24 protein-coding genes are annotated in these 25,804 nt (G+C 54.6%); 8 read left to right on the forward strand and 16 right to left on the reverse strand.

Features of this window, described 5'->3' with window-relative positions:
• A partial coding sequence (locus IQ254_RS08240; RefSeq protein WP_193965697.1) for a chromate transporter occupies positions 1–626 on the forward strand: 626 nt, incomplete at its 5' end.
• Positions 627–765: 139 nt separating this feature from the next.
• Here IQ254_RS08240 and IQ254_RS08245 read toward each other — a convergent pair.
• The gene (locus tag IQ254_RS08245; RefSeq protein ID WP_193965698.1) at positions 766–2,001 is read right to left on the reverse strand and encodes a cysteine desulfurase-like protein; all 1,236 of its coding nucleotides are present in this window, start codon (positions 1,999–2,001) and stop codon (positions 766–768) included.
• A 128-nt stretch (positions 2,002–2,129) separates the two neighbouring features.
• On the opposite strand from IQ254_RS08245, the gene IQ254_RS08250 reads away from it, so the two are divergent.
• Positions 2,130–2,396 carry a hypothetical protein gene (locus IQ254_RS08250; protein ID WP_193965699.1) on the forward strand — a complete coding sequence of 89 codons (267 nt, stop codon included), beginning with the start codon at positions 2,130–2,132 and terminating at the stop codon, positions 2,394–2,396.
• A gap of 103 nt (positions 2,397–2,499) precedes the next feature.
• Here the strand turns inward: IQ254_RS08250 and IQ254_RS08255 are convergent, their stop codons facing one another.
• A complete protein-coding gene (locus IQ254_RS08255; RefSeq protein ID WP_313887400.1) occupies positions 2,500–3,459 on the reverse strand; it encodes a threonine/serine dehydratase in 960 nt (319 codons plus the stop codon).
• A 143-nt stretch (positions 3,460–3,602) separates the two neighbouring features.
• Between IQ254_RS08255 and IQ254_RS08260 the strand changes: the two genes are divergently transcribed.
• Positions 3,603–4,790, forward strand: coding sequence for a substrate-binding domain-containing protein (locus tag IQ254_RS08260; protein ID WP_193965700.1), 1,188 nt, complete (start codon positions 3,603–3,605; stop codon positions 4,788–4,790).
• A 55-nt stretch (positions 4,791–4,845) separates the two neighbouring features.
• Here the strand turns inward: IQ254_RS08260 and IQ254_RS08265 are convergent, their stop codons facing one another.
• The 3 genes from IQ254_RS08265 to IQ254_RS08275 form a co-directional block, all read right to left on the reverse strand.
• Positions 4,846–5,556, reverse strand: coding sequence for a hypothetical protein (locus IQ254_RS08265; protein WP_193965701.1), 711 nt, complete (start codon positions 5,554–5,556; stop codon positions 4,846–4,848).
• Between the two features lie 228 nt (positions 5,557–5,784).
• Positions 5,785–8,406: a TIGR03960 family B12-binding radical SAM protein gene (locus tag IQ254_RS08270; RefSeq protein ID WP_193965702.1), complete on the reverse strand. Its 2,622-nt coding sequence runs from the start codon at positions 8,404–8,406 to the stop codon at positions 5,785–5,787.
• A gap of 208 nt (positions 8,407–8,614) precedes the next feature.
• A complete protein-coding gene (locus tag IQ254_RS08275) occupies positions 8,615–8,947 on the reverse strand; it encodes an STAS domain-containing protein (protein ID WP_193965703.1) in 333 nt (110 codons plus the stop codon).
• A gap of 315 nt (positions 8,948–9,262) precedes the next feature.
• Between IQ254_RS08275 and IQ254_RS33525 the strand changes: the two genes are divergently transcribed.
• Positions 9,263–9,490: a hypothetical protein gene (locus IQ254_RS33525; RefSeq protein ID WP_278000308.1), complete on the forward strand. Its 228-nt coding sequence runs from the start codon at positions 9,263–9,265 to the stop codon at positions 9,488–9,490.
• Positions 9,491–9,658: 168 nt separating this feature from the next.
• Here IQ254_RS33525 and IQ254_RS08280 read toward each other — a convergent pair whose 3' ends face one another.
• Positions 9,659–10,045, reverse strand: coding sequence for a hypothetical protein (locus IQ254_RS08280; RefSeq protein WP_193965704.1), 387 nt, complete (start codon positions 10,043–10,045; stop codon positions 9,659–9,661).
• 319 nt (positions 10,046–10,364) lie between these two features.
• Between IQ254_RS08280 and clpS the strand changes: the two genes are divergently transcribed.
• Together clpS and IQ254_RS08290 are read left to right on the forward strand one after the other, a co-directional pair.
• Positions 10,365–10,652 carry an ATP-dependent Clp protease adapter ClpS gene (clpS, locus tag IQ254_RS08285; RefSeq protein ID WP_193965705.1) on the forward strand — a complete coding sequence of 96 codons (288 nt, stop codon included), beginning with the start codon at positions 10,365–10,367 and terminating at the stop codon, positions 10,650–10,652.
• Complete coding sequence (locus IQ254_RS08290; RefSeq protein WP_193965706.1) at positions 10,645–11,502, forward strand: CPBP family intramembrane glutamic endopeptidase; 858 nt, start codon at positions 10,645–10,647, stop codon at positions 11,500–11,502. The genes clpS and IQ254_RS08290 overlap by 8 nt, the downstream gene beginning before the upstream one ends.
• Here IQ254_RS08290 and ppk1 read toward each other — a convergent pair.
• Both ppk1 and IQ254_RS08300 read right to left on the reverse strand, forming a co-directional pair.
• On the reverse strand, positions 11,495–13,657 hold the full coding sequence (gene ppk1, locus IQ254_RS08295; protein ID WP_193965707.1) for a polyphosphate kinase 1: 2,163 nt from the start codon (positions 13,655–13,657) through the stop codon (positions 11,495–11,497). The two genes, IQ254_RS08290 and ppk1, sit on opposite strands and share 8 nt — an antisense overlap.
• A gap of 184 nt (positions 13,658–13,841) precedes the next feature.
• On the reverse strand, positions 13,842–15,512 hold the full coding sequence (locus IQ254_RS08300) for a mechanosensitive ion channel (protein ID WP_193965708.1): 1,671 nt from the start codon (positions 15,510–15,512) through the stop codon (positions 13,842–13,844).
• A gap of 242 nt (positions 15,513–15,754) precedes the next feature.
• Here IQ254_RS08300 and IQ254_RS08305 point away from each other — a divergent pair, with 242 nt between their 5' ends.
• Positions 15,755–16,210, forward strand: coding sequence for an SRPBCC family protein (locus tag IQ254_RS08305; protein WP_193965709.1), 456 nt, complete (start codon positions 15,755–15,757; stop codon positions 16,208–16,210).
• A 241-nt stretch (positions 16,211–16,451) separates the two neighbouring features.
• Here IQ254_RS08305 and IQ254_RS08310 read toward each other — a convergent pair whose 3' ends face one another.
• Together IQ254_RS08310 and IQ254_RS08315 are read right to left on the reverse strand one after the other, a co-directional pair.
• Complete coding sequence (locus tag IQ254_RS08310; protein WP_193965710.1) at positions 16,452–16,889, reverse strand: RNA-binding protein; 438 nt, start codon at positions 16,887–16,889, stop codon at positions 16,452–16,454.
• A 702-nt stretch (positions 16,890–17,591) separates the two neighbouring features.
• Positions 17,592–20,018 carry a tetratricopeptide repeat protein gene (locus tag IQ254_RS08315; protein ID WP_193965711.1) on the reverse strand — a complete coding sequence of 809 codons (2,427 nt, stop codon included), beginning with the start codon at positions 20,016–20,018 and terminating at the stop codon, positions 17,592–17,594.
• A gap of 174 nt (positions 20,019–20,192) precedes the next feature.
• Between IQ254_RS08315 and IQ254_RS08320 the strand changes: the two genes are divergently transcribed.
• Positions 20,193–20,939, forward strand: coding sequence for a sulfite exporter TauE/SafE family protein (locus IQ254_RS08320; protein WP_193965712.1), 747 nt, complete (start codon positions 20,193–20,195; stop codon positions 20,937–20,939).
• A gap of 170 nt (positions 20,940–21,109) precedes the next feature.
• Here IQ254_RS08320 and IQ254_RS08325 read toward each other — a convergent pair whose 3' ends face one another.
• From IQ254_RS08325 to truA, 6 genes are all read right to left on the reverse strand, one after another.
• Entirely contained in the window at positions 21,110–22,378 is a 1,269-nt protein-coding gene (locus IQ254_RS08325; protein WP_193965713.1) for a DNA repair exonuclease, read from the reverse strand.
• 57 nt (positions 22,379–22,435) lie between these two features.
• Positions 22,436–23,536 carry a peptide chain release factor 1 gene (gene prfA / locus IQ254_RS08330; RefSeq protein WP_193965714.1) on the reverse strand — a complete coding sequence of 367 codons (1,101 nt, stop codon included), beginning with the start codon at positions 23,534–23,536 and terminating at the stop codon, positions 22,436–22,438.
• 57 nt (positions 23,537–23,593) lie between these two features.
• The gene (rpmE, locus tag IQ254_RS08335; protein WP_193965715.1) at positions 23,594–23,845 is read right to left on the reverse strand and encodes a 50S ribosomal protein L31; all 252 of its coding nucleotides are present in this window, start codon (positions 23,843–23,845) and stop codon (positions 23,594–23,596) included.
• A gap of 125 nt (positions 23,846–23,970) precedes the next feature.
• Positions 23,971–24,384: a 30S ribosomal protein S9 gene (gene rpsI / locus IQ254_RS08340; protein WP_193965716.1), complete on the reverse strand. Its 414-nt coding sequence runs from the start codon at positions 24,382–24,384 to the stop codon at positions 23,971–23,973.
• Entirely contained in the window at positions 24,384–24,845 is a 462-nt protein-coding gene (gene rplM, locus IQ254_RS08345; protein WP_193965717.1) for a 50S ribosomal protein L13, read from the reverse strand. The genes rpsI and rplM overlap by 1 nt, the downstream gene beginning before the upstream one ends.
• A 64-nt stretch (positions 24,846–24,909) precedes the next feature.
• On the reverse strand, positions 24,910–25,782 hold the full coding sequence (gene truA, locus IQ254_RS08350) for a tRNA pseudouridine(38-40) synthase TruA (protein WP_193965718.1): 873 nt from the start codon (positions 25,780–25,782) through the stop codon (positions 24,910–24,912).
• Positions 25,783–25,804 lie beyond the last annotated feature (22 nt).

Below are 25,804 nucleotides of genomic sequence, written 5' to 3' on the forward strand. Positions count from 1 at the left end.
CCCCATCCCGCGCCCACTTACTCGCCACCCTACCCGCAGACCCCCTCGCCGTCTCTAGCTTCTGGGGCTGGGAGCGGATTCACGACTATTTTTGGCCCCTGGCTACCTTTTTTCTCAAGACGGGGGCGTTTATCTTTGGCGGTGGCCTGGTGCTCATTCCCCTGCTCGAAACCGCCGTGGTCAATGACTTTGGCTGGCTGACCCGCAACGAATTTATTGACGGCGTCGCCCTGGGGTCGCTCACCCCTGGCCCGGTGGTGATCACCGCCGCGTTTGTGGGCTACAAGGTGGCCGGGGCACTGGGGGCACTGGTGGCCACCGTGGCGATTTTTACCCCGTCGTTTGGGTTCATCATGTTTGCTGCGCCCTTTTTGCTCCAGCTGCGGCAAAATCCCTGGGTCAAGCGCTTTCTCAAGGGGGTGATGCCAGCGGCCCTGGGGGCGATCGCCGCCGCCGCCGTTCCCCTCGCTGCCGCCGCCCTGATTCAACCCACCCTGCCCCGCACTCTGCTGGCGGTGATCGTCGGCATCGTTGCCCTGGTAGCGCTGGTGCGCTTTCGTCGGCCCACCTGGCAGTTGGTGCCTGCGGGGGCGATCGTGGGGTTGATCGCGGGGGCAGTGGTTTGAATTTTGGATTTTGGATTTTGGATTTTATGCGGTTGTTTTTCTTCTCTCGCATCGAGACTTGTAGACTTTAACCTGTAAGCGGTTCAGCCCGATCTAAACAATTATTTCGGAGCCGCAAAGAAACCGGGTTTCTGGCCTCCTACAAAATCTCCGCTAGCTGTTCAATTAAGTGATCGCATTCCTCAACCGTGTTGTAATGCACCATGCTGACCCGCACCACCCCCTGGTTCGCCATCAGCCCCAGATCTTCGATCAGCCGCAGCGCGTAAAAATGCCCATAGCGAATGCCAATCTGGTGAGCATCGAGCTGGGGTGGAATTTTGTCGCTACTGATCCCCTCCACCACAAAGGAAATCGTCGAGACTCGCTGGGTGGGGTCGGCGGTGTCGCGGCCAATAATGCGGACGCTGGGCCGACTGTGCAGAAACGACAGCAGCCGTTCATTCAACCGACCCTCGTGCTGCTGAATCAGCGCAAAGGCGTGATCCAGGGGGCCGACATCAGCAGGCTGTCCGTGGTGACGCGCCACAGACTCAAAATACTCAGGAATCGCCGTCAGGCCGTAGCTCAGCTCGTAGCTGCTGCCCCCGGGCTGAAACTTGTAGGGCACCGCCGTGTCTTCAATGAAGAAGTGGTTGTAGCCCGGTAGGGCCAGCAACAGCTCTTTTTTGCCGTAGAGCAGCGCCTGGTGGGGGCCGTAGACCTTGTACAGGCTAAAGCTGTAGAAATCGACATCCAGGGCCTGCACATCCACCCGGCGGTGGGGGGCAAAGGCGACCCCATCGACGCACAGCAGAGCGCCCTGGGCATGGACTAAATCTGCGATCGCCCGCACCGGATTCACGGTTCCCAACACATTCGAGACATGGGTCACCGCCACCAGCCGGGTGTGCGGCGTCAGCAGCGCCTCTAGATCGGCTAACTCAAGCTCAAAGGTGACGGGGTTTACCCGCCAGGTTTTGATCACAATGCCCTCGCGTTCTAGCTCCACCCAGGGGCTGATGTTGGCCTCGTGGTCGGCATTGGTGACGATGATCTCGTCGCCCGGTTGCAGGGTGGGCCGAAAACACTGGGCCAGCATGCGCAGCAGCGCCGAGGTGCTGGGGCCTAAAATGACTTCCGCTGGGTCAGCGGCATTGATCCATCTCGCCATCGCCTTCTCCCCGGCGGCCACCCGCGCCGTGGCCTGTTGCGACACCGTGTAGCTGGCCCCCAGCTGAACATTGGAGGTGTAGAGAAATTCGGTGATGCGATCGACCACGGGCTTGAGAATTTGGGAGCCGCCCGCGTTGTCAAAAAACACCCAGTCGCCCGCCAGCGCCGGAAAATGCTGACGCACAAAATCGAGATCTAAACCAGGGGCAGGGTTAGGCATGGCAGTAGGTTAGCGTTCGTTGAGATGGCATCGCGCCTGAGCCTTCATAGTAGAGCCGATGTTCGCTGGCGATCGCGTTTGATCGTGGCCTTTGGCTACACTGGGGGCAATCTGACTCTGAGGTCGCCATGATTGTCAGCAGCCTTCAGTTTTTAGTTGGCAACAGCACTTATCAAGATCTGGCCCTGCGCTGCGAAGAATATCTCCACTATCAGCAGCAGGGCTGGGCCGACCAGCGGCAGCTAGCGGAAGATATGCTGTTTAATCTACTGGTCGAATATCTGGTCAGCAGTGGGGTGCCGCGGGCCCAGGCCGAGCCTTTCTGCACCGATACCGACAATTTGACTGAGCTGGCCATGCGCATTTCATCGACCCTGGGGCCAGCGGCAGCCTAGTACTCGCAGGCTGAAATATGTCCACCGTTCCAGCTCGCTTGGCTCCCTAGCTCTCCTGCTCCCTAGCCCTAAGGACTAGGATCTAAACTTGCGCCGTGGAGTACTAGGCCTCTAGCCCAGCGGTACCGGCACCGCAGATCAGGGCACAGACCACTTCGCCAGGTTGGGGCTGATACTGGCCGGTCATCAAGGCGGCGATCGCCGCTCCGCCACTCAACTCCGCTGCCACGCCCAGCTCAAACCACAGCCAGCGGCAGGCCGCCGCCATGGCGTCATCGCTGACCAGCACAAACTCGTCTACATGGCGGCGAATGATGTCAAAATTGAGCGGCTCGGTGCGGCGCGGGGCCAGGGTATTGGCCAGGGTCGGGGTCGCCTCCAGCGCCAGGATCTGCCCGGCTTCCACACTGGTCTTGAGGGTGGGTGCCCCCACGGGTTCAATGCCAACGATGCGAATGGCGGGTTTCAGCGCTTTGGCCGCCAGACTGACCCCGCTAATCAACCCACCGCCACCAATAGACACCAGCAGCGTATCCACCTGGGGTAGATCGGCCAAAATTTCGAGGGCCAGGGTGCCCTGCCCGGCAATCACTCGCGGGTCGGCAAAGGGGTGAATGTAGGTCAAGCCCTGATCGGCGGCGACGGCGATCGCCACCTGGTTGGCGTCGTCCCAGTCTTGGCCAGCAAACACCACCTGTGCCCCCCACTGCCGCAGCTTTTCGGCCTTAGGGGCGGGCACGTTGCTGCCGAGATAAATGGTAGCGGGCACCTGGGCCAGCCACCCCGCATAGGCCACAGCCAGCCCATGATTGCCCCCCGATGCCGTGATGATGCCCCGCTGCACTTGATCTGCCGACAGCGATTTCAGAGTGTTGACTGCTCCCCGCGCCTTAAACGACCCCGTCACCTGCAAGCAGTCGAGCTTGAGCCACAGGTTGGGGCAGCCAGGAATAGTCTGCTTGAGGGCGATCGCAGGCACCAGCGGTGTGTGCCGCAGGTAGGGGGCAATACGCCGCTGCGCCGCCTGCACCTGCGCTAGGGTTGGGGTTAACTCTGAGATCACAGGATAGCTCTAGACAATCTGCTGACTATGGAGAAAAAAATACACCAGCCGAGCCAGGCTGAGGCCAATAAACGACACCAAAATCACCGTGATGGAGACGCTGATAATATCTCGGACAGCTTTCATAGGTCTAGTAAAGCGCTATGGTTGATCAGTATTCTCCCCCAGAAAGGGAACCAGAGAGGGAAGCCGAGGGGCCAATGCTCATGAATCGTCGCAGCTTCTTGGCGGGTGCCGGTGGGGTCGCCCTGACGACTTTGCTGGCCGGGTGCCAGCGGGGCACCGATGCCAACCTGCGTCTGGCCATGCTGGCCAATTCGGTGCCAGCCCAGCTGCTAAGAGCCTTTCAACAGTTGGGTGACCAGGGCGGCAATGTGGCCGTCAACCCCCAAGACTCGCTGGTAAAACTGTATAGCCTGCTCCAGGGATGGCATCACCCGCCAGATGGGGCCACGGTAGCGCCGGTGGCCGACTGGGTGAGTTTAGCCGACTACTGGCTGGCCCCGGCTATTCAACAAAACCTGATCAAACCGCTAAACGTATCGAGTCTGACCTCATGGAAGAGCTTGGCGCCAGTCTGGCCAGAGTTAGTGCGCCGCAGTGCTGAAGGCCTGCCCAGCACCGATGGTGATATCTGGGCTATGCCCTACCGCTGGAGCCATCTGGTACTGCTCTATGACGCTACTCGCCTGCCCCGCGATCAGGCGCTGAGCACCTGGGCCGATCTGTTACGCCCCGAGCTAACCCGACGCGTGATTTTACCCGATCACCCCCGCCTGGTCATTGGGCTCGCCCAAAAAGCAGTCGGCGCCTCGGCCAATAGCGCAGACCCTGACGCAGTTCAGGGGTTGAAGCCTTTCCTGAACGATTTACACCAGCAGGTACGCGCCTACGACACCGACCACTATCTAGAAGCCCTGATTGTCGGGGATGCCACTGCGGTTGTCGGCTGGTCAGACGATGTGCTTCCCCTGCTCAAGCAGTATCAGCAATTAGCCGCCGTGGTGCCGCCCGAAGGCACCTTGCTCAGTGCCCAGCTGTGGGTGCAGTCCGAAGCCATCCCCGAACAATCGCCCCTGGCCCTCAACTGGCTCGACTTTTGCTTGGGCGATGACTTTGCCAAACAACTCGCGATCTATGGCCAAAGTACATCTCCTAGCCTTTGGGGAGTCGGCCCCAACGATTTACCGCAGCCGCTGCAACAGCCCGCTACCCAAGTCTTGTTACCGGAGGTAGCCGACCAAAGTGAGTTTCTTTTGCCTTTAACCCCTGAGGCTGAAGCTCGCTACAGTGACCTCTGGCAAAACCTGCGGAGTAAAGCGCAAACTTAGCCGCTAGATCGTCAGCATAACCCCCAAAATTCTGTCTACAACTCGCCACCGGGAGCTACAGACCACCATCAGCAGCAACCGTCTGGTCTGAGGCTGCTGGGGTTTGTTGACGCTGGGCGATCTCTGCCACCAGATTGCGCTGAATTTGCCCAATCTGGGTGATATCTAGGTTAGCCGAGCAGGTGTTTACGGTTAGCGGTGCTGAGGCTGTTGCTTCCGGTGAGGGGGCAAAGTCACAGGCATACAGCCCTACCAGTCGAGAACTGTGACTATTGCCTTGGAAAAACCGCAGATTATAGCCAAAGGTTCGGGCCGCGGTGCCAAACTGGTTGAGTGCGGCAAAGCGCTCGTTGTAGGTCAACACCGACCAAATTTGAGGGTTGATCAAGACATCTATCACTGAGTCAGCCGAGTCTTTAATCTGGTAAGAAATCCACGATTGCACCAGGCGGCGTCCGCCGAGGTGGTTGGTCAAAGAATCGCGGTTCCACCAGAGACTGGGCAGCGTCATGGTTTCGGCAGAGGCTCGACGACTATCGCTCGATAGCGACCCATCGACAATGCTCCGACTAAACTCATCGGCACTGGCCAGATTGGCAGTAGGAAACACCAAGAGCTGACAAAGCGTCTGGTCAAGGGACTGCGATCGCTCAGGCCAATAGGTTGACAACACCTCAGTAGGGCAACAGGCGGCCTCAATAATGCCGTTTTCATTAGCCCCTGCGCTGGCACAGGTGGCCGAGGGGTCAGCTCGACTGGGCGTCACGGCTCCCACAACCATTAACCCAGTGGTCGCTATTGTTAAGCCCACGCACCGTGGCCAGTGGCGAGATCTGGGTGATTTGGGGTGAAAAAACTGGGCCGATCGCAACCACTGACCTAGCCATACCCCGCCCTCTACTAACAGCCTCCTGGCTCGATATGCCGTTATTTGAGGTGATTGTTGACCTTGCTCACCCATGTTCTGGCCCTCGTAGGGTCTACATACAGAAAATCAAACAAAAATTAGCCGACTACGGTGTACATGCTGAAGTTCAAGGGGCTGTTTTGCCACCTGCTCTACCATAGAGACGACTTGTTCTGGGCGGAGTAGGTTCCCGTCATTGCGGCAGTTACCCACCACCTGTAACCAAACTTCGCAGCTATCTTCAGGATACTCTAGCCCAAATGATACGAGCGGTTCTGCATCAGCGATGCTGAGTTCATGCAGCCGCTCTCGCAGGTTCACCACCTGGGTTTTTCCAGACTTGGTTTGCTTCTCCCACAGCACCTCATCCAGGGCCATGACGGCCTCAATCCACTGGGCCCAGGGGGGCAAACCCGGCTCCTCTGGCCGCAGGCGCAGGTAGTATTCGGCCTGGTCGAGACGCTTAGTGGCCGAAGCCTCACCGAGGGGCACCTCAACCACATCGTAGAGGGGAATTTCCGCCGGCAATTGGGCCGCAAACCGCTGCCAGAAGTCATCGGGAGCCACAGTGCGAGTCAGCTCAAAATCCACCACTTCACCGCTGCTGGTGGCACCCAAGGGCAGCGCATTGGCGGGGGAAACCCGGGGCCCCGGGTGAAAGCCGCCAGTAAATGCGATCGGCAAACTGGCTCGGCGCAGCGCCCGGTCAAATAGTCGAACCAAATCTAAATGACCGATCAAAGCCATAGAGCCCAGCTTGCCCAGGGTCACCCGCAGGCGCTGCACTCGCTCAGAGTTGGGCTGACCATGGCCAGCAAAGGCAGGAATTGGCGGCGGCGGCACCACCACGTTGTGGCCAAAGTCGGGGCCACATACCCCACAGTGAGAACACCCCTCAAAGGAGCAATCGGGCACAGTGGCCGCGTCTAAAGCCCGCTGTAGGTCTTCCTTCAGCCAGGTTTTGTCAATGCCGGTATCTAGATGATCCCAGGGCAGCGGCGCATCTAGACTGGCTGCATCTCCCGCCGCCGCCATCAGGTTCCATTCTCCCTGGGCTACTCGGCGGTACTTCCAGCCCAGGCCCGACTCATCAATGGCCTGAGTCCAGGCGCTGAAGGCTGTTTCCAGGCTTTCCCACCAGGCATCCATACCCGCTCCCAGTTCCCAGGCCCGACGCACCACTGGGGCCAGGCGGCGATCGCCCCGACCGACAAAGTCTTCCATCGCCGAAATACGCACATCGGTAAAGTTCACCTTGGCCCAGCGCATCGCTCTAAATTCGTTGCGCAACAGCGTCTGTTTGCGCAAAAATTCTTCGGTGGAAACTGAGTGCCATTGAAACGGTGTATGGGGCTTGGGGGTAAAGTTGGAGATCGTGATATTAAACGATAGCGGTCGCCGCCCCTGGATATAGCAGGTCTGACGCAGCCAGCGCACGGTCTCGGCAATGCCCAGCACATCGACATCGGTTTCGCCTGGCAGGCCAATCATAAAGTAGAGTTTGACGCGGCCCCAGCCTTGTTCATGGGCAGTTTTCACGCCGCGCAGTAGCTCTTCGTTGGTCAGCCCTTTGTTGATAATGTCACGCATGCGCTGGGTACCCGCCTCGGGGGCAAAGGTGAGCCCCGTCAGCCGAGCACCGCCCACAATGTGGGCAATATTTTCATCGAAGCGATCGACCCGCTGGCTCGGCAGCGACAGGGAAATATTCTCGTCTTTGAGGCGGTTTTTGACCTCCACGCCCACGGCAGGTAGGGCCAGGTAGTCAGAGCAACTCAGCGATAGCAGCGAAAACTCGTTGTAGCCGGTCTTGCGCATACCGGTCTCGATCGCATCCACCACCGCCTCTGGTTCTACATCTCGGGCTGGGCGAGTGAGCATACCCGGCTGACAAAAGCGGCAGCCCCGGGTACAGCCCCGGCGGATTTCCACCGTCAGGCGATCGTGGACGGTCTCAACATAGGGCACTAGCCCCATGGCGTAGGCCGGAATCGGGGTCGCCACCCGGCGCAACACCCGCGCCGGGACGTCAGGCCGATTGCGGTGCACCGAGCCATCGGCGGCCATGTCGTAGAACCGGGGCACATAGACCCCAGGCACCTGGGCCAGATCGAGCAGCAGTGCTTCCCGGCTGAGGCCAGTGGCCTTGCCCTCTTCTAGCACCAGGGCAATCTCAGGCAGCAATTCTTCGCCATCGCCCAGGGCAACGAAGTCAAAGAAGTCGGCGTAGGGTTCGGGGTTAGAGGTCGCGGTCTGGCCACCGGCAAAGATGAGGGGACTCTCATCACCTGTCGCCGCCTGGTCGCGCTCCTGCCAGGTGAGGGGAATGCCAGCTAGGGAGAGCATTTCAAGAATATTGGTGGCCCCTAGCTCATAACTCAGGCTAAAGCCCAAAATATCAAAGTCAGTCAGGGGGCGCTGCGACTCAACGGCAAACAGCGGGGTGCCCGTTTGTTTGAGTTTGTTGGCCAGATCAGCGGCAGGGAGGTAGGCGCGATCGCACAATTGCCGGGGCTGAGCGTTCAAAATACTGTAGAGAATGATATGGCCCAGGTTAGAGGCACCGACTTCGTAGACCTCGGGGTAGGTCAAAACCCAGCGCACAGTGGCCTGGGACCAGGGCTTATGCACAGCCCCCAGCTCATTTCCCAAGTAACGAGCCGGCTTGGCAATATCATCGGCCACCAATGTATTAATCGATACAGTCACAACCCAGGTACCCTAACGGACGGATGGAAACGCTACTAAAAGCCTAACAGAGCTAGCAAGCCTATCTCTATTCAGCCCCTAAGTAAACAACCGCCCTGCTCATAAGCTGAGCTGTCGGGCGGTTGGTACATTGCCATACTATATCGGTACTACACCAGGCTGGGGCTAGGGCCCACAGGAATGGCCCCAAGAACAGCTGAGGCAACACCTAGGCTGCCATGGGCCTAGACTTGGGCAATTCATCCACCATTTCAAAGGCGCGATCGAGCTGAGTGAGCTCAAACACAATGCGAATGGCAGGGGGTACTGAGCACAGACACAGGCGCTTTTGTAGCTGACGAGCGTGCTTGAGGGCCGATACCAGGGAAATCAGCCCAGCGCTATCTAGGGACTCAACCTGGCTCATATCTACAAACAGGCCACTGGCTAAATCAGACTGGATGTGCTGCACCAGAGACGAATGGAAATCGTTAGCGTTGGAAGCATTGAGAGAACCTTTGGCCTGAAAAATAGCCATTTTCTTAGAAAGCATCGTTTGCATACTCGATATACTCCGGATCAACAAATACTGTTAAAACTGCTTAGAACCAACGAGCCACATCACGAAGATAATCGGATAACTTAATTTCGACTGTGATTGAGGCCAAGGTTGGTCATATCTTGATATAGATTCAACCCTGATCGGCTAGCTGACTCCGTGAATCTACTGAACATATCTGTTACGGTTCAAATGTTTTGTGATTTGGATCACGATTTGTAGTGGTCAGGTTCACAACTCTTTTGAGGTGTTGTCACAGGCTAGACTGGGGATAAGGTTGACAATCATGACAGATTCAAGACCTCCTGGTATTGGTTTATGCCCCCCCAACATTCCATCCGTAGATTGGTTGAAAAGGCGCTCCATCTCAGACTGCTAACCCCTGATATAGAGCAGGGTATCAATGCTGAACTATCCCGTTTGGGCTATCTGCCCGTTGGCGACGCTGAAGCTTTAGAACTCCTGATGTACGAAATGGACGAAGGTCGTATTCGTCTAGTTCCAGGTTCGGGACATTACCACCAGTCTCTGCAACAACTTGCATAGGTTGGCTAAAAAGACATCCCGAAGACCCAGTACAATTGCTTAGACAAGAGGGCAAAATATTGCCGATATTGTCCGATTAGCTCAGGAATTTCCTCAGATTGCTCGATCTGGCTTTATGAAAACTTTATAGAAATCGTCCGGATCCTTAGGATTTGCTCCTAGCAGGGGTTACGTTAAGTGATTGCTCTTCAGAGCTGTCTCATGCTCTGCCCAGACTTGCTGCAAAAACTCGTTGACCACCCATACTTTTTGGCCTGGGGAGAACGTAGCGGGGGGTTTAGTGCCCAGGGTAGCCAGTAGCGGTAATACATCTGTATCGAGAGCGAATTGGAGCTGGTTGAGAGGCCAAAGCAAATCTGGGGCAGTCGGCCGATTGTCACCAATGGTCGCTGTCAACAGAGCTGTCCCCAAGGGCTGTATACCTGCTTCATCCACAAAAGCTAGCGGCCTGAGCCAGCCCATCTGCCGCTGCCCTAGAACCTGAATCACCTCAGCGTAGAGGCGGGTTTGGCGGTATTCCAAGAAAATAATTTGTCCTGTAACTGGATTAGCCATAACGTCAGTCTCGTAGATTAGGCGATTAGCATCAAAGGCCTTGAGGCAGATCGCGCGCTCCCATGGTAGACAGATTTATCGTATCGCTGTGGTCTAGACAGACCAATATTCGGTTCATTCCGGAGGGTATGGCGCTACCATCGTAAAGTTTTATTGTGATAGTGTAGATGCCTGGGTGGCAATCGCATGTCAGGAGTGGCGATCGCGCTGATTGGCCCTAGGGTCATTGAGATATTTATCCTCACCCCCTAGATCAGCGCTAGTCTCCCCCAATGCTTTTTTCTACAATAATGTGTGAGCTAGGCAAAGAGGTATCGCTGTGTCAGTTGAAACCATTGAACGGACAACAACCTCCACTATTCGTAAGCCCGCGCCGCGTTACCGCGTGCTGCTCCATAACGACGCCTTCAACTCGATGGAATACGTAGTTGAATCGCTGCTCAAGGTGGTGCCAAGCCTGACCATGCCCCAAGCCGTGGATATTATGATGCAGGCCCACACGGCCGGCACGGCCCTGGTTATCACCTGTGCCCTGGAGCACGCTGAGTTTTATAGCGAAGGTCTGTGTAATCTGGGCCTAACCAGTACGATTGAACCGGATGAATAAGCTCCCTTGGGCTCAGTTGGCCACCGCTCACCCCCTGATCCGGGTGTTGATTTTTTTACTGATTGTCGTGGTTCTATGGTTGCCCCTGGCCTTGCCCCTTTACTGGCTCGCGGGGCAAGGGATGCTGAGCGGTGGCGATCTATTTCCCACGGCGATGCTATACGTTGTGTTTTTGTGGGTGCTGCCCCGCTGGGAACGCTTTGTTCGGAGTGAACGCCAGCCCTGGGCAAAAATAGGGTTTGCTGGCCGCTGGCCCCTAGCCCAGGGCATGGCCCTGGGCGCCATGCTGGGTGCCCTGAGTTTAGGGATCTTGGCGACAGTACAGATAGCCTTAGGCTGGGCCACCCTTAGCGCCGATGGTGCCAGGGGGCTAGCGTTAATTCAAATAGCGCTGGTGGGAGCGGCAGCAGCGATCGCCGTGGGCTGGTCGGAGGAAGTCTTATTTCGCGGCTGGCTGCTGCGCGAACTAGAGCAGAGCTGGCAGCCCACCGTCGCATTGGGGGCAACCAGCCTGATTTTTGCGATCGCCCATTTTATTAAACCCCTAGATGCCATGCTGGCCCTGCTACCCCAGTTTCTGGGGCTGCTGCTGCTAGGCCTAGTGCTGGGTTGGGCAAGGCGAATTCCCCTCGGAGCCGGTAAAACAGGGTTAGGGCATCCGGTCGGGCTGCATGCGGGGCTGGTCTGGGGCTATTACCTCATCCAGGTCGGTGGGCTATTGCAGACGACCGAAGCCGTACCCGTCTGGATCACGGGTGTAGACGGCAACCCCCTGGCGGGGCTATTGGGGGTAACCCTACTGACAGGGTTAGGGGCAATTATCTTTCACCAAAGTCATACCGCTAGATAGCTCCTCCGACTCGCTCCATGAGCTGCAATTGAGAACTGCGGATGGGTTCATCGGGTTGGGGATGACGCTGACAGTAGCTACCGTCGGCTGCCATATCCCAGGCCTGACGATTATCCGCTAGACTCAGTTCGAGAATGGTCTTCAGCTCCTGTCGAATAGCAGCGGCGGTAATCGGCACCATTACCTCGACTCGACGATCGAGGTTGCGCGGCATCCAGTCAGCACTGCCCAACAAAAAAGTCTCTTGCCCACCGTCTTTAAAGTACAGAATGCGGGAATGTTCTAAAAACTGCCCCACAATGCTAATGACGCGAATGTTATCGCTCACCCCCGGCACCCCAGGGCGCAAACAGCAAATACCTCGCACAATCAGATCGATTGCAACCCCGGCCTGGGAGGCACGATAGAGTCGAGCGATCAGGTCTGGATCGACCAGGGAATTCATCTTGGCAATAATACGCCCGCCCTTACCGTTCTTCTGCCAGTCAATTTCCTGCTCAATTAACCTTTCTAGACGCTGGCGCAGAGTCAGCGGGGCCACTAAGATTTGGCGATACACCTGCTGTTGTGAATAGCCCGTGAGATAGTTGAACAGGTCAGAAATATCAGCCCCAATGTCGTCGCGGGCGCTGAGCAACCCCAGATCGGTGTAGAGTCGGGCGGTTTTAGGATTGTAGTTGCCGGTACCCACATGGTAATAGCGCCGAATATGTTCCCCCTCCCGACGCACCACTAGCACCACCTTGCTATGGGTCTTCAGCCCAACTAGACCATAGACCACATGCACCCCTGACTGCTCCAGCTTACGGGCCCAGTTAATATTATTTTCTTCATCGAAGCGCGCTTTAATCTCGACTAAAACCGTCACCTGCTTACCGTTTTCAGCCGCAGAAATCAGCGAATTGACGATCGGTGAGTCGCCTGAGGTGCGATATAGCGTCATTTTTATCGCCAGCACTTGGGGGTCATGGGCCGCCTGAGTAATAAACCGCTGCACCGTAGCTCGAAAGGAATGGTATGGATGGTGGAGTAATTGATCCTGCTGCCGCAGCAGCGAAAACAGATCTTCAGCCGTCTCTAGGGCCGTATCGTCGGGGTCTATTCCCGGAGGGCTGAGGCTGTCAATGGCCGGGGGCACAGTGGGTGTCCAACTGGGGGCTTTGAGGTCGGGCAGAGGCAACGCCATAAACGTCATCAGATCGCTGAGCGCCAGTAGCCCGTCGGTTTCGTAGACATCGGTATCGGCCAGCCCTAACTCTTCCATCAGCATGGCCCGTACTGGCCCGGGGATAGATCGCTGAATTTCCATGCGCACGGATGAGCCGCCGCGCCGCCGCTTGCGGAGCTCCTGCTCGATCGCCAACATCAAATCGTCGGCCTCGTCTTCTTCAACGCTCAGGTCGGCATTGCGGGTAACGCGAAAGCAGTAGTGCTCTTGTATAACCATGCCGGGGAACAGGGCTGACAAATTAGCCGCAATCACCTGCTCTAGGGGCACCCCTAGCCAGCGATGAGGGCGATCGCCCTCATCGCTGATCTCAGACTTCGGCAGCACAATAAATCGAGGCAACACTCGCGGCACCTTAACCCGAGCAAAGTGGGCCTGCTCAGTTCGGGGATCTTGTACTACTACCGCCAGATTAAGGCTGAGGTTCGAGATGTAGGGAAAGGGATGCCCTGGATCTACGGCCAGAGGAGTGAGTACCGGAAAGATTTGTTCTTCAAAATAGTCATGGCAGAAGGCTTGCTGAGCCGAATTGAGATCGACATAGTCGAGCAGCCAAATGCCTTTTAGCGCCATCTGATGCCTTAGGTCGGTGGTAAAAGCCCGATGCAGTTGCTCAACCATAGGCCGTAGGGTGGCGCTAATTGCGCTGAGTTGCTCCATGGGCGACATCCCATCGGGGGATTGTCGAGTCACCTGGGCTTCGATTTGCTGTTTAAGGGCAGCCACCCGTACCATAAAATACTCGTCGAGGTTCGTGCTGAAAATGGCCAAAAACTTGAGCGCCTCCAGCAGGGGAGTGCGTTTGTCTAGGGCCTCATGGAGCACTCGACGATTGAACTCTAGCCAACCCAACTCGCGGCTGACATAATACTTGGGGTCGCTGAGGTCAAAGGCGGGTTTACCTTCTCGCTGTTCTACCGTAGCCATACTACTAAGACTCCCCCAGCAATGTTTATCCAGCACCAAAACCCGCTTTCCATTGGTGCCTCTATGACTAGATCGCTGCCCCAAAGGCAGGATTGTTAAGGTTAAGTTAATAATACTAACGCGACCCAGGCCAAAGGGAAATCCTTTGGCCTGGGTCGCGTGCAAATTTGGTCTGATAGAACAACTAGCGCTGTTTGAAGGACGTCAGCCATTCTCGCAGTTGATCGGCGGCCACATCGCGCCCGCCTAAACCAAAAGCGATCGCGATCGCCACTGCGATCGCACCCAGTAGCAGCCCAAAGGCCAGGTTAACAATGTCAGTAGCGACCCCCATCTGCTGTAGGGCCATTGCCCCTACAAAGATCAAAATGGCGATGCGAGCAGCCTGGGCCAGCACCTTCGCCTGACCAGTACCCATAGCATCGACCAGGCGAAAGGCCAGGTTAGCCAGGTAGAGACCAACAGCAAATACAACGACCCCGCTCAACACCCGCGCGCCAATGCGCAGAATGGCCCGCACAATCTCAGTCAGGCCAGCAAAGTTGAGGATTTCTGTAGCCGTTACCGCCCCAAACAGCACAATGGCTACCAGGGTAACGATGCCCACTAGTTCAGAGGGCGTACGGCCCGGAGACTGCACCGTTGCCATTGGGCGACCTTCGGCATCTAGCTCCGACTGTACCGTTGCTCCAGTGCCCAGGTTGAGCTCAGGTAGACCCAAGATTGACATGATGTTGTCAAAGCCGGCTCCTCGCAGCACACTGGTCACCAGATCGGCGACAAAACGACCAACAAAGTAAGCCGCCGCTACCACCAACCCCGCCATAATCACCTGGGGTATGGCCGTCAGCACTCGCTCCAGCATCAAGATTGCAGGAGCCGAAATAGCGTCAATATTGAGTTCATTGAGAGCGGCCACGACGGCCGGTATCAGCACCAGCACGTAGGCTAGCGTACCGGCCAAGTTCGAAAGTGAGGTGCCGCCGGAGGTAGAGCCAGGAGTGGCCATTTGCAGCCCCACCCGATCGCCTAGACGATCGGCTCCAGCAGCCACCAGCAGGTTAGTCACAACACCCCGTACAATCCGCGCAATCACCCAGCCGATCGCCAGCACAATACCGGCCGTCACAATCCGAGGAATGGCTTGAAGGAAAGAGTTAATCAACCCTTCCACCGGAGCTAGCAGCCCCGGCAGTTCCAATGCGCTCAGGATCAGCGGAATAAACAGCAGCAAAATAAACCAATACAGCACATTGCCGATGGTTTCATTCAAAACAACGGGGCTGCTGCCCTCCTCTAGGCCTGCCTGCTGGGCTAGGCGATCGTCTAAGTTAAAGCGTCCTAGGCCGTTGACCACAATCGTGCGCACTAATGTGGCACATAACCAAGCCACGCCCAACAGTAATACCGCCCCACCAATGCGCGGCAGATAGAGGAAGATTTGATCTAAGAAGTTGTTGAGCGGCTCTGATACCCCTGCCAGGTTAAGGGCATTGAGTGACGCCACAATGGCAAAGAGAAAAATCACCCAATACACTAACGTTGCAGCCCACTTCTCAATGGGCACAGCGCGATCGGCCTCTTGACCCATCACCCAGTTCGCCATCCGGTCATCCAGGCTGGTTTTGTTTAAGAGGTTGCGTACGGCCAACGCCACCACCGTAGCCAAAATCCAACCCAGTAGCAGCAATACGATCGCCCAGATCAGACTAGGTAAAAACTGCCCTAGCTGTGCTGATGCCTCCTGAACAAAGCGACTAGAAGCAGCCACCGGGCTATCCATCGGCATGGTGTTTTGAGAGTTGCCTCCAGGGGCGGGCACCTGGAGCAACGTCAAGCAAATAGAGTCAATCATGATCCTGGTAGTTGAGAGCATCCTTTAAAGAGCACCTAAAGAGCACCGTGCGTAGGGGCAATTTGCGCGATCTCGACAGTGGGTCGTTAACTATCAGATCAACAAGCTATCTAGGTCAGACTATCCAAGCAAAAGACTAAAGTATTGACCTAGACACGAGACCGCCCAGATTAGGTACGATATACCGCTGGGAAGCTTTCCCACACCCTCACAAGGGCTGATTCTCTCAGGAGACCGCCAGGATGTCTACCCACCAAGCCTTTACGCACAGTATTTGGGTGCGGGCTAGCGCTACCGATGTCGAGCGCTGCCTTACTGACCTAGACCTCATGCACCGTTGGCTCAATCCGGCCCTGCGCTGCGAACCTATCGGCGACTGGAGCACGGCACTAGGAGCGAGAAGTCGGTTCATCATCCAGCTACCCGGATGGCAACCGGTCTTATTTAGTACTGTCATAGAGCGTGAGCCAGGTCTGGTCGTCTGGGCATTTGAAGGCTTTTTTAACGGCCAAGATCGATGGGAATGTCGTCCTGAATTGGAAGGTACACAGCTCTTAAATCGATTTGAGTTTGAGATTCCTAACCCGATTGTCAAGGCTGGATTCAACTGGTTTGCTGCCGAATGGACCCAGCGAGATATGGCGGCTCAACTGAACCGTCTGAAGCAAGTAGCTGAAACCGAAATCAATCGCTGTTGAGATAGCCGTCGCTACAAAAGTGACGACGTTGTCATCAGTAGCCTACCAAGCGATCGCTATCGGGCGGTTCGCCGCCTCAGCCTTGGCTACGGGCTATCAGTATTGTCCTCAGCCAACTGGCCAGCGCTATAATGACAAACTCCGCTAGCCTTTGAGCATAGACATAGCCTAGAGCTACACAAAAACGGCAAAGATTTAAATCTTTGCCGTTTAAGAAAATTTTAAGCTGTTTGAACCCTATTTAACTAGATGTAGTCTGGGCCGCTAGCATCTGCTTTAGCTTTTCAAGCTCACCGGCCCAGCGAGGATCAGGCTGAACAGAGGCCGTCGTGGCCGCCGTCGTAGCTTTGCGTGAACCATTGGTTTTCCCAGGCCGCTTACCACTGCCCTCACCACTAGGTTTAGCATCGCCTTCGCCTTCACCCTTAGACCGGGGTAACGCCTTCTCAATCTTGATGGGCATATCGGCTAGGGCTTGACCATTCAACTTTTCGACGATTTCGTCAGCCTTTTCGTCGGTTTTGACTGTGACGAACCCAAAGCCCCGACATTTGCCTGTTTTCTTATCGGCAATAAGCTTTACGGAAACCAAATCCGCAGAAAATTCAGAAAAGACGCTTTCAAACTCCTGACGCTCTAGTTCCCTTGAAAGATTGCCAACGTAAAGACGAATTGACATTTTGAGATACCTCTGGTGTTCTAAAACTAAAGGCAAATAAATCGAAACCGATCACCTTGCCGGATAAATCAAGTTGTATGTCTGCCAGCGATAATTATGACAACCTAACTTTTAGGTTCAGTCATCACTAGGGGCTTCAGGCAACATGTCGAAGCTAGAAGAACTTCATTCCTAGAGAAATGTAGTGTTTGCATATCAGGCTAACAAATTCTTACGATAAGTCTAATCAAGTTTTCACAATCGTCATTGCGCTTACTGCAAACGCCATAAAAAAATCGTCCAATATTTCCCATATGCAGTACTCGAACCAGAAAATAATTAGTCAAGAAAATTCATAAGCTGCTGAATCAAATGACTCAAATACGTCAGCACTAGCTTCACCAAGAACGAGAACCGATATCTCCAGAATAGCGCAGCAAGATTCACCCATAAGCCTAGACAGCTCTGCAAGGTTATCCTTTCCATCCATTAAGGTAGCACGGTATTTGACCCAAAACTCGGTCGATCCCTGAACCAAATCCGCCCCATAAATAAAAACCAGCCGCAGTTGGCTGGTTCATTTGCTGTGTTGAGAGTAGGAGAACCCAGTACCCAATGTTTCTCAAACCGATGTACAAAGATCAGGTAGAAAACCCAGGTACGTGCTTCTGTAAACTATTGTAACAGCCTCAAGAGTTTTCTGCAACATAGCGTTACGTCAATTTACCCGCCCCGAACGATAATTACAATGCCCAATAGGCTGACGGCTAAGCTGAGTAGCGTAGCCCAGATGGGGCCGTAGGCTTGAAAGCTATGGCGGTGGTCAAGGTCTATTCTATTGATGTCGACCCAGAGCATGCCGCCTCCGTAACGCCCCCAGCCTATGACTGTGACGCTCCGCCCTATCCATTGCAGTGGATGGCTGCGAGCTTGCAAAAGCCCTTGTAGGCTACCTAGAGGCACTGGGTTAACAAGTTTCACTAGACCTGATGCATCATTTAGATAAAGGTCTTGGCAACCCCAGTTATGGATTCCGGCTTGGCCAAGCAGCTTACCCTTGAGAGTGACAGGGCGCCCTTGAATGGGAACTGGAGCAGTTGCTTGCAGCAAGGTGGCTACAGTCTCTGGAGACGTGGTTAGGGAGTGACGGGCCTGGGGCGATTTGACGTCATCGGGAAATAGCGTGTTGATGCGCAACAATAGGCCAAACCCCAGCCCCAGCCAGAGTCCTCCCAGCAGAATGCTGGGATCTTGATAGAGCCAGCTTAACCGTTGCCAGCCAAATCGGTTAACAATGCCACCGATAAACCAAAGCCCCATAGCTAGACTGCCGCCGAGGCTGAGGCCGACTAGGGGGGCCTTCTGCAACAACAACAGCGGCAGCGAAATTTGAGCTGTAGAAGCAAAAATCTGATGGTCTAGGGTCAGGCCTGGTCGCCCCTGCCGTAGCGCCTGCGAGTTCAGCCACAGTAATCGCTCTGCTAATGGTTCATGGGAGGCGTTGACCCGCAGCCACTGACGATAGGGACTGAGCCCCCCTGCCGGCAGCAAAGATGCTGACAAGGGATGACCTGCAATCAGTAGGCTCCCGGGGGTTATGGCCTGGCGACTGCTAATGGGCATTAATATCTCTAGGCTAGTGTGTAGGGGATGGAGGGCACTCTGCTGTTGCAGGTAAGTTGCGATCGCTCGCGTTAGAGACAATAGGCCCTCGGCTAAATGATCGGGATGCTGCGTCAGCGCTACCGCGCGGCGATCGCCCCAACTACAGCACAACCGCGACAGCCAGAGCACCATTTGTCGCAGCAGCCAAAATAGACCATATAGGGCACTCGCAAAAATACCTAAGCTCTTGCGAGCCAAGGGCTGCGTTAACCCATCCCCCACAGTGGCTAGCCAACGATAGCCACTGTGCAGTAGCAGCAGCGGTAGCCCTACCGCCGACAGTATCGACAAACTATGGTTAACCATGCGGGCTAGTTCATAGCTGTAGAGAGCCGTCAAAACGTCGTCGGGTTGTTGGTCTAGTAGCCCTTGGCTGACTACAATGCGGGTATTGCGAGGCAACCATCCATAGCTAAAACACAGGGGAGCTGTGTCAGGGATGAGGCGTAATTCAGGTAATTGCCATCCCTGCTGTCGGCATACCTGACGCAGCAGGCGTACGGTTCTGGGGCTGTGGGCCTGGAGTTGTCGGGTAGATAGCGATTTCTGGCGATATCCCAAAGCCAGAATCCGATCCAGAATCCATGGATTGGCCAGAGTAAGCAACACTATTCCGATGGCTACCCCAATGGTATATGTCTGGGGGGCATAAGGAATCCCTAACTGTACGGGCCATTTAGGCCAGCGCAAAAAGCCATCCACGGCACGCAGAGCCGTATGGAAGAGCCAGTTGATGCCCCATAGTAATGCGATCGCGGTTATTCCCTGCCCTAACCATAGGGCCCAAGCATGCTTGGGCAACGGCGGCGATGGTCGAGATTTAGCACGGGATGCCGTTCCTGGGCGGGCAGTAGCCCTGGGGTCAACGGCTGCCGGAGGTGTTTCAACCTGTGGATTCGCAGCTGGACGTTCGTTGAGCTGTTGGAAATGGAATAGCGATTGATAATGAGCTGCTGCCCCCGCTTGCTCAGCCCCTTGCTCGGCTAAACCATCAGAGGCCGGTTGCGACTGAGCATCGGTTGTGGGTGGAACTGCCTGAGGATGGGGTGCTGATGCTGTCAGATTCTGGGGTGAGACTAGAGACCTATCTAGGGGCACAAATCCACTTAGATCCGTCGAGGTCGACGCCGCCTGCTGCATTGGCCCTGGCTGAGCTCGCGTCGGCTTTTCCGTCAGCTGACTCATAACCTGTTCAGCCCACTGTTGTACCTGAGCAGCAGGACTTTTTTGCAACTGCTGACAGATTTGACTGGCTTGCTCAACTTGTCCAAGCTGTTGATATACGCGCACCTGCCCCATCAGGGCTTTGACCGAGTAGGGCGAATCAGGCTGCTGCTGACCCAGGCTTTGAAACAGAGCTAGAGCCTGAGCATAATTCTTAGCTTTGAAAGCCGCCACCGCCCGTTGATAACTATCCACTACCGATGGAGCAGACTGAAAATTGGGGGCAGAAACTGGGGAATTAGGGTCTATAGGCTGCGCCATACGTCATGCTAAAAAATGGAAAACGGGATTCTAAAAATTCAAGCATAACCAACTCTTGTCATCTTGTTTATGCCTGTGTGCTCTCAGTGGCCAAGAAATTGAGAGAAACTACTCTAGCAAAGGATCCTTAAAGCCATCTAGACTAGGGATTACTGCCCATGTCGCTCCTATTCTATGATTACCCTCAGTCTTTTGATCGCTAGCTTTGTAGCTTGGTTTCTCAGCATGCTGGCAGGCGGCGGCAGCCCCTTTATTTTAATTCCTGTGATTTCTCTGCTGCTAGGGGCGCAGGCGGTAGCGCCAATTATTACCACCGGGCTGCTCATTGGTAATGCCCAGCGGGGTCTCGTTTTTTGGGATAAAATCAACTGGCAAGTCACGCTTTGGTATATGCCCGGGGCAATTTTAGGTGCGGTCATCGGCTGCTACGGGCTCACTCAGATCCATGCAGAAGGGTTTCAGCTTTTGCTGGGTCTAGGGTTACTGGCTATGGTTATCTACTATCTATGGGTGCCAAAAGAAAGCCAGCAGACCGTAAAAGCTTGGTACTTTTTACCGGTTTCTTTAGTCAATGCTGTTGGCTCTGGGCTCATCGGCAGCACCGGCCCAGTTATGAATCCCATGTATCTCAACTATGGGCTGGAAAAAGAAGCGATGGTGGCCACCAAAGCCTTGAACAAAGCCATACTACATTTGGTAAAGCTAACCGCCTATGCCGCTTTTGGTAGCCTAAGTCAAGAATATTTAGCCTACGGATTAGTGATTGGCGTCGGGGCCATCCCAGCCAACTGGCTGGGCAAGCAGGTCTTAGCAAAAATGTCGGCCCAGCAGTTTCGCCAGCTTGTCTTGGCTTTTGTAGCCATCAGCGGCGTGGCCATGATCTGGCAACAGCGTCATTTTTTGGCGATCTGGCTGATGTAGATTAAGCCAACCAGAGATGCCTCAGATACCTCAATAGACAGATTTTCGGGAGGCATGAATCAAACATCAGATATCCCCTGTAGAGGAAAATGGCCATAAAGCCTCTGGCTTGGCTATGCCTACGCCCCTACCCAAATTCATACCGTTATTCAGCAACGCCGGCAGATTTTCTATTTATCCGCTGGTTTGTTGAGATCTAAGAGCGTTTCTACCAAGCTATAGAGGGTAACTTCATCGGCTCCAGCTAACTGGCGATCTTTGATATCAGTTAGTCCTCGAGCCAGATCTGAGGCTCGGGCTTTATAGTCACGGTGAGCAGTCAGAAGATCTTCGAAGATTGATTGCTCAATTTCGATCCGACTTTGGCCTTCACTCAGGGGCGTTTGGTAGGCTACATCTTCAACGTCATACTTAACTAATACAACGAGTGCATTGGTAGCCAATTTAATCGTTTCTTGAAGGCGGCGAGTATCGAGTTCGAGGCGATCAAATCCTACTTGGCCAGTAATTTTCAGCTCTAGGATGGGATCAATATCGTTGGGTTGCCTGGTGGCGGCGGCCATCGAACGATCGATGGCGAGTTGGGTCAGCTCATCGAGGCTTTCGTGGCCCTTGGCTACCAATTCTAGTCGCACAATCGGACGCTGAAAATAGTCGGTTTGCAACTGCGCGTCAATGCCCTGGGGTAACAGGTTGACCAGATAAGCACCTCGCTGGTAACGACTTTCGTCAACGTTGTTAGCTTCTAGGGAGCCAGGGTTAAACACCCAGCCCTCGGCCGTGTATTGCTTATGAATATGGCCTAAAGCCAGGTAGTCGACCCCGGCTGCTTTTAAGGGGAGCAGTTCTGTATAGCGCAGCGCTCCGGCGTAGCGTGATATTTGCCCTTCTAGACCATGGTGAAACAGCAAAACCGTATGGTCTGGTGCTGGGGGAAGTGCCTTGATAGCATCGGCCAAGAGCTCAATGGCTCGGGGAGCGGTCGCCCCGTACCAGTTAGAGCCAATCACTCTTACTCCACAGGGCAGATCAATATAACCACCAGACCGGGTATTGTCGTCCCATGGGGTCAAACGATCCTGGGCCTCGGCCCCGTCTTTGGGCTCTAGAAGCTTAAGCAGGTTCCACTCTGAGAGGTACTTAAGCCAGCTAGTACGGGTGCCGTAGGGGCGATTGTCATGATTACCTTCGATGGCCAGTACTGGAATATTGGCATCCTTTAGCCTCTGGAGACAAACCTGGGCCTGGTTAAGAGTGGCGGGTTTAATGTTGCGGTGCTCGAAAAGATCGCCTGCGATCGCTACAAAGTCTACACCTTCGTCGATGGCATAGCGCTCGAGTACGGTCTGCAGCGCACGAAAGAAGTCTTTGGTACGCTCGGGGGTATCGTAGCGGTCAAAGCCTAGGTGAATATCTGAAATATGAAGGAATTTAGCCATGGCTCTGCCCACAAGGGGTAAACACTGCTCCCAAGGCTACCGCAACGCCCCTGAGATTTATACCGGAGAAGATTCGGCCGCTAATTCTTCTAAACGCTCCTGTTGGTCGCGGCTAATACAGGATTGAATCAAATCCTCGATATTGCCCTCTAAGACTGGGGTGAGGGTAAAATTTTGGTTCAGGCGATGATCGGTAACGCGATTGTCTTTGTAGTTGTAAGTGCGAATTTTCTCTGACCGCGCGCCGCTGCCAACCTGAGATTTCCGCATCGAAGATACCGCTTCCTGCTGCTCCCGCATCTTCATGTCAAACAGCTTAGCCCGCAAAATTTGCATGGCCCGCTCGCGGTTTTTGAGCTGCGATCGCTCCTCGGTACAAAATACCCGAATCCCCGTCGGCTTGTGGAACAGATCGACAGCCGTCTCTACCTTGTTGACGTTTTGTCCACCGGCTCCCCCCGAACGCGCCGTGGTTAGCTCGATATCCTTGGGGTCGATCTGCACTTCTACATCATCGACTTCGGGCATAATCGCCACGGTTGCCGTAGAAGTATGAACGCGGCCGCCCGCCTCAGTCACGGGAACTCGCTGTACCCGATGTACCCCGGCCTCAAACTTGAGCTGGCTGTAGACACGATCGCCTGCGATTTCGAGAATTGCTTCTTTAAAGCCACCCATGTCAGCGGCCGACTCACCGAGTAGCTTGACTCGCCAGCCCTTGGTTTCAGCATAGCGAGAGTACAAACGCACCAAGTCCCCTGCCCAAATACTGGCCTCATCGCCACCAGTACCCGCACGAATCTCCAACATGATGTTCTTGTCATCGTTAGGATCGCGGGGCAGTAACAACACCTTGAGCTTTGCCTCTAGCTCCGCCAGCTTCTCCTCTAGAGCGGCAACTTCTAACGCCGCCATTTCACGCATCTCAGGATCGCTACCGGCCTCTTTATAGATTTCCCTCGCCCCGGCCAACTCCTCACCGGTAGACTGCCATTCAGTATAAGTCGTTACCGTATCTTCCAAGGAAGACCGAGACTTAGCAATACGCTGAAACTCGTCAGGATCCTTTGCGACGTCGGGATCAGCCAATCTCCGCGTTAACTCCTGAAACGTCTGTTCCACGGAGTTGAGCTTTTCAATTAAGTAAGCCTCGGCCATAGTATCCTCATGTCTGCCGCCTAGCCCGCGTCTCCTGAGTCGCTAACGTAAAACAGGCTAAGCGTTGTCAGCAGTCTTGTCTTCGGTAGTAGCGGCTGACGTATCGGCCATGCCGTACTTACGCATAAAGCGCTCAACACGACCCTCAGTATCAATAATTTTCTGCGTACCGGTGTAGAAAGGGTGATTCCCAGACCATACATCGACATGTAATTCAGGCTTAGTAGAACCTACAGTCATAATCTCTTTACCATCGCAGAAAACCTTGGCCTCAGGGTACCAGGTAGGGTGAATGTCAGACTTTGCCATAGCAATACGTTAAAACGACATCAAAAAGGAGCGGGAAGGAAATATCGCCCAAACGTTGGGCTTTTCAACAAACGACACCACAACAAACCTGTTACAAAGGATGCCTAGGCCTACCCCAGAACAGATTATCGTTTGGAGAATTGAGGTGCTTTACGAGCTTTCTTCAGGCCATACTTGCGACGTTCCTTAGCACGGGGGTCGCGAGTCAAATAACCCTCTACTTTCAGAGGCTTGCGGTTTTCGGGGTCTAATTCACACAGAGCCCGGGCAACACCCAGGCGAATAGCATCGGCTTGGCCCGTAAGGCCACCGCCTTTAACATTGACCAAAATATCGTAGGAACTTTCCAAACCCAGCACTTCTAGCGGAGCCTTGGTGGCGTTGAGGTAGGCAGGATTAAACTGCAAGTAATCATCCCCAGGGCGCTTGTTGATCACCAATTGGCCGCTGCCGGGTATCAAACGCACCCGCGCAATCGATGTCTTACGGCGACCGGTACCCCAGTACACAGCTTGTTGAGATTGATCGGTAGCCTGCATTATTTCGCGTCTCCAGAAGAAATGGTGTTGACAACATGAGTTTCAGGATTCTGAGCCTGATGAGGATGCTCGGGGCCAGCATAGACCTTAAGCTTAGTAAACTGCTTGCGACCCAAAGAGTTTTTTGGCAGCATGCCTTTAACCGCTTGCTCAATAATGCGCTCAGGAATACGCGCCTGAAGCTTTTCAAAGGTCTCAACCTTCATACCACCGGGGCGACCCGAATGACGACGGTAAAGTTTAGTGCTAGCTTTGCGGCCCGTGACCACAACTTTTTCGGCATTGACAACGATAACAAAATCGCCAGTATCCATGTGAGGAGTAAATGTAGGCTTATTTTTGCCCCGTAAAATAGTGGCAATTTCTGTCGCCAATCGCCCCAGGCGCTGACCCTCAGCGTCGATTACGTGCCACTGCTTCTGTATAGAATCGTGGGGAGGTACATAGGTCTTAGTATTCATAGCGCTTGAGCTGCCTTTTTGGATGAACCACACTAACTAAACTAACGAGGGAATTGAAAAATCTTTAGGCTATCGCCGAGCCCCAAAAGAAGTGAGGCTGGGTATCAAACCACACCTCTGGAGCAAATGGATTATGATCATAACCTATTCGGAGAAGACATAACCCCTGAGCTGGCGCAGCATACTTAACTCGCTGGCGCTGACGCTGCTGCCAAAGTTGACCAAACTCTGCTGGAGAGAGTTCTCCACTGCCAACCTTAATAACCAGCCCCATGATCAGGCGTACCATGCCATATAAAAAGCCCTTAGCTTGAAGTTCGACCGTAAGAAATGTATCTTGACGGCGACACTCAGCAGACTGTAAGTCTACCCAAGAATGACTCTTGCCTGACCTGGCTCGGTGAAAGGCGGCCATGTCGTGGTGACCCACCATAGCCTCTAGAGCAGACTGAATTTTGCTCTGATCTAGATGCTGGCGATAGTAGTGCCACACAAAAGGATGCACAAACAGGTTAGGCTGCTGCTCTGTATATACAGTGTAGCGGTAGCGACGCCAGCAGGCCGAAAACTGAGCATGCCAGGTATCGGGCACCACCGCTGCTGCCCGAATCAAAACATCCGCAGGCAAGCGAGCGTTGAGAACATTTGACCAACGATGCGCCGGGATAAAGTTAGGTGCATCAAAGTGAGCGATCTGGGCCGCCGCATGAACTCCGGTATCAGTTCGCCCAGCGCCACTAAGGCGTACGCCATAGCCCAAGACCGAACAAATTGCTGATTCAATCTCTCCCTGCACTGTGCGGGCATTGGGCTGCCATTGCCAACCATGAAAGTGGGTGCCCACATATTGCACAACCAATGCAACTCGCTGAGTTGCTTGGGCAAACTCAGCAGGCTGATCCGCTAAGCCGCGCTGTATAGGTGAGAGCTTCTCCATAAATAAGCAAAGGACGATCAAA

The organism is Nodosilinea sp. LEGE 07088 (genome assembly GCF_015207395.1).
In the GTDB taxonomy this organism is placed as follows: domain Bacteria; phylum Cyanobacteriota; class Cyanobacteriia; order Phormidesmidales; family Phormidesmidaceae; genus Nodosilinea.

Coding starts and splice junctions, on each gene's coding strand:
- truA (WP_193965718.1), bottom strand. CDS start 25,782: ATGGAGAAGCTCTCACCTATACAGCGCGGCTTAGCGGATCAGCCTGCT.
- IQ254_RS08325 (WP_193965713.1), bottom strand. CDS start 22,378: ATGGCTAAATTCCTTCATATTTCAGATATTCACCTAGGCTTTGACCGC.
- IQ254_RS08310 (WP_193965710.1), bottom strand. CDS start 16,889: ATGTCAATTCGTCTTTACGTTGGCAATCTTTCAAGGGAACTAGAGCGT.
- IQ254_RS08275 (WP_193965703.1), bottom strand. CDS start 8,947: ATGCAAACGATGCTTTCTAAGAAAATGGCTATTTTTCAGGCCAAAGGT.
- IQ254_RS33525 (WP_278000308.1), top strand. CDS start 9,263: ATGCCCCCCCAACATTCCATCCGTAGATTGGTTGAAAAGGCGCTCCAT.
- IQ254_RS08260 (WP_193965700.1), top strand. CDS start 3,603: ATGGTTGATCAGTATTCTCCCCCAGAAAGGGAACCAGAGAGGGAAGCC.
- IQ254_RS08320 (WP_193965712.1), top strand. CDS start 20,193: ATGATTACCCTCAGTCTTTTGATCGCTAGCTTTGTAGCTTGGTTTCTC.
- IQ254_RS08315 (WP_193965711.1), bottom strand. CDS start 20,018: ATGGCGCAGCCTATAGACCCTAATTCCCCAGTTTCTGCCCCCAATTTT.
- rpmE (WP_193965715.1), bottom strand. CDS start 23,845: ATGGCAAAGTCTGACATTCACCCTACCTGGTACCCTGAGGCCAAGGTT.
- rpsI (WP_193965716.1), bottom strand. CDS start 24,384: ATGCAGGCTACCGATCAATCTCAACAAGCTGTGTACTGGGGTACCGGT.
- IQ254_RS08300 (WP_193965708.1), bottom strand. CDS start 15,512: ATGATTGACTCTATTTGCTTGACGTTGCTCCAGGTGCCCGCCCCTGGA.
- rplM (WP_193965717.1), bottom strand. CDS start 24,845: ATGAATACTAAGACCTATGTACCTCCCCACGATTCTATACAGAAGCAG.
- IQ254_RS08250 (WP_193965699.1), top strand. CDS start 2,130: ATGATTGTCAGCAGCCTTCAGTTTTTAGTTGGCAACAGCACTTATCAA.
- prfA (WP_193965714.1), bottom strand. CDS start 23,536: ATGGCCGAGGCTTACTTAATTGAAAAGCTCAACTCCGTGGAACAGACG.
- ppk1 (WP_193965707.1), bottom strand. CDS start 13,657: ATGGCTACGGTAGAACAGCGAGAAGGTAAACCCGCCTTTGACCTCAGC.
- IQ254_RS08305 (WP_193965709.1), top strand. CDS start 15,755: ATGTCTACCCACCAAGCCTTTACGCACAGTATTTGGGTGCGGGCTAGC.
- IQ254_RS08245 (WP_193965698.1), bottom strand. CDS start 2,001: ATGCCTAACCCTGCCCCTGGTTTAGATCTCGATTTTGTGCGTCAGCAT.
- IQ254_RS08290 (WP_193965706.1), top strand. CDS start 10,645: ATGAATAAGCTCCCTTGGGCTCAGTTGGCCACCGCTCACCCCCTGATC.
- IQ254_RS08280 (WP_193965704.1), bottom strand. CDS start 10,045: ATGGCTAATCCAGTTACAGGACAAATTATTTTCTTGGAATACCGCCAA.